Annotated in this window: 6 protein-coding genes; all 6 read right to left on the bottom strand. The window is 64.2% G+C overall.

Annotated elements, in window-relative coordinates:
- Positions 1 to 215: 215 nt before the first annotated feature.
- The gene (locus ACVOLR_RS19390) at positions 216 to 809 is read right to left on the bottom strand and encodes an LOG family protein (protein WP_481530296.1); all 594 of its coding nucleotides are present in this window, start codon (positions 807 to 809) and stop codon (positions 216 to 218) included.
- Positions 810 to 935: 126 nt separating this feature from the next.
- The gene (gene lpdA, locus ACVOLR_RS19385; RefSeq protein WP_481537888.1) at positions 936 to 2,360 is read right to left on the bottom strand and encodes a dihydrolipoyl dehydrogenase; all 1,425 of its coding nucleotides are present in this window, start codon (positions 2,358 to 2,360) and stop codon (positions 936 to 938) included.
- 129 nt (positions 2,361 to 2,489) lie between these two features.
- On the bottom strand, positions 2,490 to 3,689 hold the full coding sequence (gene sucB, locus ACVOLR_RS19380) for a dihydrolipoyllysine-residue succinyltransferase (RefSeq protein WP_481517708.1): 1,200 nt from the start codon (positions 3,687 to 3,689) through the stop codon (positions 2,490 to 2,492).
- 43 nt (positions 3,690 to 3,732) lie between these two features.
- Positions 3,733 to 6,564 carry a 2-oxoglutarate dehydrogenase E1 component gene (locus ACVOLR_RS19375; RefSeq protein WP_481537887.1) on the bottom strand — a complete coding sequence of 944 codons (2,832 nt, stop codon included), beginning with the start codon at positions 6,562 to 6,564 and terminating at the stop codon, positions 3,733 to 3,735.
- A 174-nt stretch (positions 6,565 to 6,738) separates the two neighbouring features.
- On the bottom strand, positions 6,739 to 7,629 hold the full coding sequence (locus ACVOLR_RS19370) for a GNAT family N-acetyltransferase (RefSeq protein ID WP_481537889.1): 891 nt from the start codon (positions 7,627 to 7,629) through the stop codon (positions 6,739 to 6,741).
- A gap of 11 nt (positions 7,630 to 7,640) precedes the next feature.
- Positions 7,641 to 9,104 (bottom strand): ribosomal protein uL16 3-hydroxylase, encoded by a 1,464-nt coding sequence (locus tag ACVOLR_RS19365; RefSeq protein WP_481537886.1) that lies wholly within the window; start codon positions 9,102 to 9,104, stop codon positions 7,641 to 7,643.
- Positions 9,105 to 9,352 lie beyond the last annotated feature (248 nt).

Genomic DNA, 9,352 nt, shown 5'->3' with positions numbered 1-9,352 from the left:
TGTTGTTTGTGTGTTTGTTGTGGCCCCGCCCCTGTTTCCCCTCCGGGCCGGGGCCCACCCCCCCCCCAACCACGCCGCTTTGTTTTTTTTTGGGCGGGGCCCCCCCCCCCCCGAAGCCGCAAATGCTTCCGTTGTAGGCTCTGGATGCCATCGAGCTGCGTGGTCTACGAGCGTCGCGGCTTACGCCGCTCCTACAAAAAAGACCGCTGGTGGCCTCAACGCAGCGCGTTGCGCTTCTTCTCGTCGAACCACTTGTCGGCCTGCGCCGGGGAGTAGTTGCGCATCCATTCCAGCATCTGCGTGGCGTCGTCGCCGTACCACAGGTCTTCGCGCTGTTCCGGGTGCAGGAAGCGCTCGCTGACCATGGTGTCGATCATGCCGATCAGCGGCTGGTAGAAGCCATCGATATCGAGGAAGGCGCAGGGCTTGTGGCCAATGCCCAGCTGGCGCCAGGTCAGCATTTCGAAGATTTCCTCGGCGGTGCCGAAGCCGCCGGGCAGGGCGACGAAGGCGTCGGACAGATCGAACATGCGCGACTTGCGCTCATGCATGGAGCTGACGATTTCCAGCGAGGTCACGCCCTTGTGCGCGACTTCCATGTCCACCAGATGCTGCGGGATCACGCCGGTGACTTCGCCACCTGCTGCTAGCACGCCATCTGCCACCGCGCCCATCAGACCGGTACGGCCGCCGCCATAGACCAGGCGCAGGCCTTCGTTGGCGATGCGCGTGCCCAGTTCGGTGGCGCGTTCGACGTAGATGGGCTTGGCGCCGGGGTTGGAGCCGCAATAGACGCAGATGGACTTCATGTGTTGTTCCTGATGGATGGGAAGAGGTGGTCGTCCTGCTGCCGATGAATGCGCATGCAGACCAGGGACTACAAAAGCAAGAAGGCTCCGCCGGAGCGGAGCCTTCAGGTCACAAGGTCGTGGAGCTTAGTTGACCTTGTGGATGGCGCGCTTGCTGACCGCCATTGCCGCGTCGTGTACTGCTTCGGACAGCGACGGGTGGGCGTGGCAGATGCGGGCCAGGTCATCGGACGAGCCGTTGAACTCCATGGTCAGCACACCTTCGTGCACCAGCTCGGAGACATTGGCGCCAACCAGGTGCATACCCAGCACGCGGTCGGTTTCGGCGTGTGCCAGCACCTTGACGAAGCCAGCCGGCTCCACCATGGCGACGGCGCGGCCGTTGGCGGCGAACGGGAAGCTGCCGGCCTTGTACGGGATGCCCTCGGCCTTGAGCTGGGCTTCGGTCTTGCCGACCCATGCCAGTTCCGGCTCGGTGTAGATGACCCACGGGATGGTGTCGAAGTTGACGTGGCCCGGCAGGCCAGCGATCAGTTCAGCCACGGCGACGCCTTCTTCAAAGCCCTTGTGGGCCAGCATCGGGCCGCGCACGCAGTCACCCACCGCCCAGACGCCATCGACGCCGGTGTGGCAATGGTCGTCGACCACGATCTGGCCGCGCTCGTTGATCTGCACGCCGGTGCCATCGGCCAACAGGCCCTTGCTGGCAGCGCGACGGCCAACGGCCACCAGCAGCTTGTCGACGGTCAGGCTCTTCTCGCCTTCGGCATCGGTGTAGCTGACGATGACTTCTTCGCCCTTGATCTCGGTCTTGGAGACCTTGGCGTTGAGCAGGATGTTCAGGCCCTGCTTCTTGAATTCCTTGGCGGCAACCTTGGCGACTTCAGCATCGGCAGCAGCCAGGAACTCCGGCAGTGCTTCCAGGATGGTGACGTCCGAACCCAGGCGCTTCCACACGCTGCCCAGTTCCAGGCCGATCACGCCGGCGCCGATAACGGCCAGGCGCTTCGGCACTTCGGTGAAGTCCAGCGCGCCGACGTTGTCGACGATGTGCTTGCCGTCAAACTTGGCGAACGGCAGTTCGATCGAATCCGAACCGGCGGCGATGATGACGTTGGTGCCCTTGAGCTCGACTTCCGAGCCGTCGTGCTGCTTGACCTTGACCACGTTGCCGGCCTGCAGCTGGCCGAAGCCGTAGTAGGTGGCAACCTTGTTGGCCTTGAACAACTGGGCGATGCCGCCGGTGAACTGTTTCACGATGGCGTCCTTGCGGCCGACCATCTTGTTCACGTCGATCTTGGCGTCGTTGAAGCTGATGCCGTGCTGATCGAAGATGTGGCCCATGTTCCAGTACTGGCGCGAGGAGTCCAGCAGCGCCTTGGACGGGATGCAGCCCACGCGCAGGCAGGTGCCGCCCAGGGCAGGCTTGCCGTCCTTGCCCAGCGCTGCATCGATGCAGGCGGTCTTCAGGCCCAGCTGTGCGGCGCGGATGGCAGCGTGGTAGCCGGCCGGACCAGCACCGATGACGACGACGTCGAATTGTTCAGCCATTTGAGATTCCTTGTTGCCGGTCCCTTCTCCCGCCGGGAGAAGGTGGCGCGTAGCGCCGGATGAGGGTGCGGGTGAGGCTTGCCCTCACCCCAACCCCTCTCCCGCGAGCGGGAGAGGGGCTCAGAGCAATTACAGACCGAACAGCATGCGGCCCGGGTTTTCCAGCTGGTTCTTGATGTCCACCAGGAACTGCACCGAATCCTTGCCGTCGATGATGCGGTGGTCATAGGACATGGCCAGGTACATCATCGGGGCGATCACGACCTGGCCGTTTTCGGCGATCGGACGGTCCTTGATGGCGTGCATGCCGAGGATGGCGCTCTGCGGCGGGTTGACGATCGGGGTCGACATCAGCGAGCCGAAGGTGCCACCGTTGGTCACGGTGAAGGTGCCGCCCTGCAGTTCTTCCAGCGACAGCTTGCCGTCACGGGCCTTCTTGGCGTAGTCGGCGATTGCCTTTTCGATGTCGGCGAACGACATGCGCTCGACGTTGCGCAGCACCGGGGTCACCAGACCCTTCTCGGTCGACACGGCGATCGAGATGTCGGAGTAGCCGTGATAGATGATGTCGTCACCATCGATCGAAGCATTGACCAGCGGGAAGCGCTGCAGTGCGTTGGCGGCAGCCTTGACGAAGAAGCTCATGAAGCCGAGCTTGATGCCGTGGGCCTTGACGAACTCTTCCTGCAGTTCCTTGCGCGCAGCCGAGACCTTGGACAGGTTGACTTCGTTGAAGGTGGTCAGCATGGCGGTCGAGTTCTTCGACTGCATCAGACGCTCGGCAATGCGCTTGCGCATGCGGGTCATCGGTACGCGTTCTTCCGGACGTGCACCGCCGGCCTTGCCGACGCCGCCGTTGCGGGCGAAGTTGACGATGTCTTCCTTGGTCACTGCGCCATGACGGCCGGTGCCGGACACGTCAGCCGGGTTCACGCCCTCGGTAATTGCCGAGAAGCGGGCGCCCGGGGGCAGGCCGTCGGCAGCCGACTTGGCAGCCGGGGCCGGTGCAGCGGCAGCGGCCGGAGCGGCGGCGGCCGGGGCAGCAGCCTTCGGTGCTTCAGCAGCAGCGGCCGGGGCGGCAGCAGCAACTGCGCCTTCCTCGATGATCGCCAGCAGCTGGCTCGAGGTGACGGTATCGCCTTCCTGGAACTTGATTTCCTTCAGCACGCCATCAACCGGCGCCGGTACTTCCAACACGACCTTGTCGGTTTCCAGGTCGAGCAGGTTCTCATCACGCTTGACCGCATCACCCACCTTCTTGTGCCAGGTGGCGATGGTGGCGTCGGAGACGGATTCGGGCAGTACCGGTACTTTGACTTCGGTGGCCATTTGGCTGATTTCCTGGTTTCGTTTTTCTTGTGGAAAAGGGGGCTTATTCGGCGTAGTTGTCGTCGATCTTGTTGACCAGCGCGTCGGCGAGCAGCTGTGCGAGTTCGCGCAGGTGATCGGACATGTGGCCAACAGCAGGCGACGGAGAACGCGGACGACCGGCATAGTGCAGGGCCTGGCCATCGGCCACGCATGCCTGCAGGTGGTGCTTGATCTGGTACCACGCACCCTGGTTCATCGGCTCTTCCTGGCACCACACGACGTCGGTTGCCTTGCCGTACTTCTTCAGTTCGGCGGCCAGCGCCGGGCGCGGGAACGGGTAGAGCTGTTCAACGCGAACCAGTGCCACGTCGTCCTGGCCGCGCTTGGTCACGTCTTCCAGCAGGTCGTAATAGACCTTGCCCGAACACACGACGACGCGCTTGACCTTCTTGACGTCCGCGGTGGCGTCGCCGATCAGGTGCTGGAACTCGCCATTGGCCATTTCGTCCAGGCTGGACACGGCCAGCTTGTGACGCAGCAGCGACTTGGGCGACATGACAACCAGCGGCTTGCGGGTAGCCATGCGCATCTGGCGACGCAGCATGTGGAATGCCTGCGCCGGGGTCGACGGCACGCAGACCAGCATGTTTTCCAGCGCGCACAGCTGCAGGAAGCGCTCAAGGCGCGCCGAGCTGTGTTCCGGACCCTGACCTTCATAACCGTGTGGCAGCAGCAGGGTCAGGCCGGAGATACGGCCCCACTTTGCTTCGCCGGAGGCGATGAACTGATCGATCACGACCTGGGCGCCGTTGGCGAAGTCGCCGAACTGGCCTTCCCAGATGCACAGCGTGTTCGGATCCGTGGTGGAGAAGCCGTACTCGAACGCCATCACAGCTTCTTCGCTGAGCAGCGAATCGATGATGGTGGCCTGTTCCGGCGACTCAACCAGCTGACGCAGCGGCAGGTAGTAGTTGTCGGTCTTCTGGTCGTGCAGGATCGCGTGGCGGTGGGTGAAGGTGCCGCGGCCCACGTCCTGGCCGACCAGGCGCAGTGCGTTGCCTTCGTCCAGCAGCGTTGCGTAGGCCAGGTTTTCGGCAAAGCCCCAGTCGCCGAGGATTTCACCGGCGGCCATCTTGCGACGGTCGTCGTACACCTTGGCAACGCGCGAATGCACTTCCACGCCTTCCGGAATGGTGTTGATCATGGTGGCCAGCTGGGTCAGCTTGCCCATGTCGACCTTGGTGCTGACCGGGTCGGACAGCTTGCCCGACAGGTACTTCGACCAATCCACGTACATCTTGCTGGTGGCCGGGGTCTTTTCGACCTTGGCCAGCTCGGTGGTGACTTCACCGGAGTCCAGCTTGTTGCGGTAAGCGTCGACCATGTCCTTGCCGGCGCCGGCAGCGATGACGCCTGCGGCTTCCAGCTGCTCTGCGTAGAGCTCGCGGGTGGTCTTGTGCTTACGGATCACCTGGTACATCAGCGGCTGGGTGATCGCCGGTTCGTCGGCTTCGTTGTGACCCCAACGGCGGTAGCAGACCAGGTCGATCACGACGTCCTTGTTGAACTGCTGGCGGAAGTCATAAGCCAGCTTGGCCGCGAACACCACGGCTTCGGGATCGTCGCCGTTCACGTGCAGGACCGGTGCGGCCACCATCTTGGCGATGTCGGTGCAGTACAGGGTCGAGCGCGAGTCGTCGCGGTTGGAGGTGGTGAAGCCCACCTGGTTGTTGATGACGATGTGCACGGTGCCGCCGACCGCGAAACCGCGGGCCTGCGACATCTGGAACAGCTCCATCACCACGCCCTGGCCGGCGAATGCAGCGTCGCCGTGGATCAGGACCGGCATCACCTGCTTGCGCGCGATGTCGTTGCGGCGTTCCTGGCGCGAGCGCACCGAGCCAACAACCACCGGATCGGCGATTTCCAGGTGTGACGGGTTGAACGCCAGGGCCAGGTGCACCGGGCCGCCATCGCTGGCGACGTCGGCCGAGAAGCCCATGTGGTACTTCACGTCACCGGCAACGGCGCGGTCGTCGTGCTCGAACTTGCCTTCGAACTCGTCGAACAGCTTGCGCGGGTTCTTGCCGAGGGTGTTGACCAGCACGTTCAGACGGCCGCGGTGGGCCATGCCGATGATCACGTCCTTGACGCCTTCCTTGCCGGCGTCTCGGATGATGGTGTCCATCATCGGGATCAGCGAGTCGCCGCCTTCCAGCGAGAAGCGCTTCTGGCCGACGTACTTGGTGTGCAGGTAACGCTCGAGGCCTTCGGCGGCGGTCAGGCGCTCCAGGGTGCGACGCTTGGTGTCGGCATCCAGGTTGTAGTTGCCACCGGCGGTTTCGAGGCGCTGGTAGAGCCACTGGCGCTGCTCGACTTCGGCGATATACATGAACTCTGCGCCGATCGAGCCGGCATAGGTCGCCTTCAGGCGCGCAAGCAGATCACGCAGCTTCATCCGCGGCTGGCCGCCAACACCGCCGGTGCTGAACTCGTCGTTGAGGTCGGCATCGCTGAGGTGGTGGAAGGGCAGGCCCAGGTCCGGCGGGTTGACCGGCGGGGTCAGGCCGAGCGGATCGAGATTCGCGCCGAGGTGGCCGCGCGAACGGTAGGCGGTGATCAGACGGCCGACGTTGCGCTCGCGCTCGTCGCCGGAACCGGCGTTGCCACCGACCTTGCCAGCGTTCTTTGCGGCTTCGGTGATGTGTGCGATGGCGGCAGAGTGCGGCACATCGCCAGCTTCGCGGCCTTTGAAGCCGTCAAAGTAGGACTTCCACTTGGGGTCCACACTGTCCGGGGAGACGAGGTACTGTTCGTACAGGTCCTCGACATAGGAGGCGTTGCCGCCGGCGAGCTGCGATGATTGCGCAAACTGCTTCAGTAGATTGTCCACGATGGAGAGTCGGATTCACTTGTGGGGTAGTTCTGGGAACCGGCGGACCTGCTACAGCGTCCCGCGCGGGCGTGTTCTAACCACGAAATTATACCCCTCACTGGACAGGAAGGGGCATCTACACTGTCCCGTGCATTAATACCTGACTGCGGCTTGTCCTGCCCCAGTCAGTGCTCAGACACCTAGTACGCGAAGCCCGTTGCAATCGCGTGAACGCTCCCAGATACGCTTGAACAGCGCTTCCTGCTGCTGCGCGCGGGCGGGGCTGTCCAGCGACAGTTCGCCTTCGACGCGGGCGCCCATTGGACGAAAGTAGCAGTCGCCCTGATCGTTGCTGATGGCGGCCGAGCTGACCTCGCAGTCCACCGGGTCTACCGGCTCGCGTAGCTGGAACACACTGGGCAGGCGCTGCGCCAGGGCGATGAAGGCTGCGGGCAGTGCGGGCAGGTCGGCTTCGTGCAGCAGCACCTGCACCTGCTTGTCGTGGCGGGCGGTGGCAAAACGGCGCAGCGCGTCCAGGATCAGCGGCTGGCCGAGCAGGGCGTCGTTGCCGCGCAGCTGCAGGTGCAGATGACGGCGTGCGGCGTAGATCACCGCAGCCATGGCGGCGCGTGCCTGATCCGGGTCCTGTACCCGCATTGCCCCGTCCAAACGCCGGCGCATGGTCTGGTGGCCGATGCCGGCTTCTTCAAATTCCACGCCTTCCGGCAAGAAGCCATTGCAGGCGTAGAAGTCGCGGGCATGCAGTTGGGCATGCAGGCTGACTTCGCCCCAGCCGCGCTCGCGGGCGGCGGCCAACAGCGCATTCAGCAGGGCCTGGCCAACACCTTTGCCGCGCCAGGCAGCAAGCACCGCCATCCGGCCGATGCGCTGATCCGGGGTGAGGCGGGCAGCGCCGATGGCCTGGCCGTGCTCATCCAGCGCCAGCGCGTGGTCGCTGAGCGGGTCCAGGTCGTCTATCTCCAGCTCGGCCGGGACATTCTGCTCGCTGACAAATACGGTATGACGTACGTCGTGCAGCAGGGTCTGCTGCACGGCGTAGTCGGCGATCTCTACGTGGAAGATCGCGGTTTGACTCATGCCGACGGGGTTTCCGCGTCGTCTTCGTCTTCTTCCTCGCCGTCGTCGCAGATCACCACGACTTCGACGCCTTCCTCGTTGACCAGGACGGTCTCGATGCTGGCAACGGACGGCTCGCCTTCACCGGCCTCGCTGTACTCGATGACTTCGATCTCGACTTCCGGGGCATCGGCTTCGTCGTCGAAATCTTCCTCGGCCACGTCTTCCATGGCTTCCAGCGCGTCCTGCTCGGCGAGCATGGCGGCAATGGTTTCCACGTCCAGCAGCTGGTAATGGCCGCCGACGATCAGTTCCATCAGCGCATCACGGCCCTTGTTGCCGAGCTTGTTGAACAGGGCGATATCGATCTGTTCGGTGCCGGCCAGGGTCTGCGCGTCCTTGATCGACAGCTGGAAGGCCAGGCCGGAGCAGTACAGCGAAGCGCCACGGGTGGCGCGGCGCCAAGCCAGGCGGGCCCACGGGTGACGCTCAAGTACGCCGCCGTTTTCCAGCTCAGCGGTCACTTCTTCCGGCGACGGCGGTGCCTGCGAGGGCAGGATGTCGCCAGCGGCGCGGTAGGTGGTGATGAAGCGGCCGAACCAGTTGCCGAGGCGATCCGGATCGTTCATGCGCAGCGCATTGAGCGCGGCGACCACACGCTTCATCGCGGCGGCATCGATCTCGTTCGGGTCTTCCGGCAGCTTCAGGTCCGGGTCCTGGAAGCGGATGGATTCGTCGGCATCGGCGACCAGATCGTCCAAGTAGTCGCTGATCAGCTCAGCCGAAGACGGTGCACGCATGCCGAACGAGAAGGTCAGGCAGGGGTTCACCGCAACGCCGTTGTGCGGCACGTTCGGCGGCAGGTACAGCATGTCGCCCGGGCCCAGCACCCAATCGTGGGTCGCCTTGAACTTCTTCAGCAGCTTCAGCTCGACGTCGGGGCGGAACTCAAGCGACGGGCGCTTGCCCTTGGTCGACTCGCTGGCGTCGATCTGCCAGCGGCGCTGGCCATGGGCCTGCAGCAGGAACACGTCGTACTGGTCGACATGGGCGCCAACCGAACCGCCGGTGGCGGCAAAGCTGATCATCACGTCGTCCATGCGCCAGCGCGGCAGGAAGTTGAAGTAGGAGGTCAGGGCGCGCACTTCCGGGTCCCACTTGTCCACGTCCTGCACCAGCAGGGTCCAGTCGTGGTCGGGCATGCCGGGGAAGTCTTCTTCCTGGAACGGGCCGGTACGCAGTTCCCAGCCATCGGTGGCGCGGTCATGGCTGACGATGCGCGCCAGCGCGCCTTCTTCACAGGCCAGGCCGGCGAGGTCTTCAGGCATTACCGGGGTTTCGAAGTCCGGGAAGGCGGCGCGGATCAACAGCGGGCGCTTCTGCCAGTAATCGCGCAGGAAGGTAGCCGGGCTCATGCCCAGCGGCAGGCCGGGCTTGGCCTGGACTTCAATCGGATAGGTCTTTTGCTTGCGTGCAGCCATGGGGGAAATCCTTTGCAACGGAGGTCGAACAGGGGCGCGGATGGCGCGCAGGCCTCCATTGTCCCCTTGTTGGCGGCAATGCGCACCGTAGGCGACTGATCTGGATCAAATTCAGCAGAGAAAATGCACCTGTAGTGCCGAGCCATGCTCGGCAGGGGCATTACCAGCAATGCACTGTAGTGGGGGGGGGGGGGGGGGGGGGGGGGGGGGGGGGGGGCTCAGGGAGGCGGCGGGGGAGGGGGGGCGAG

Source organism: Stenotrophomonas sp. STEN030, from assembly GCF_056759995.1.
Note: the sequence above shows the minus strand (reverse complement) of the source record. Positions and strands in the feature narration are given on the sequence as shown.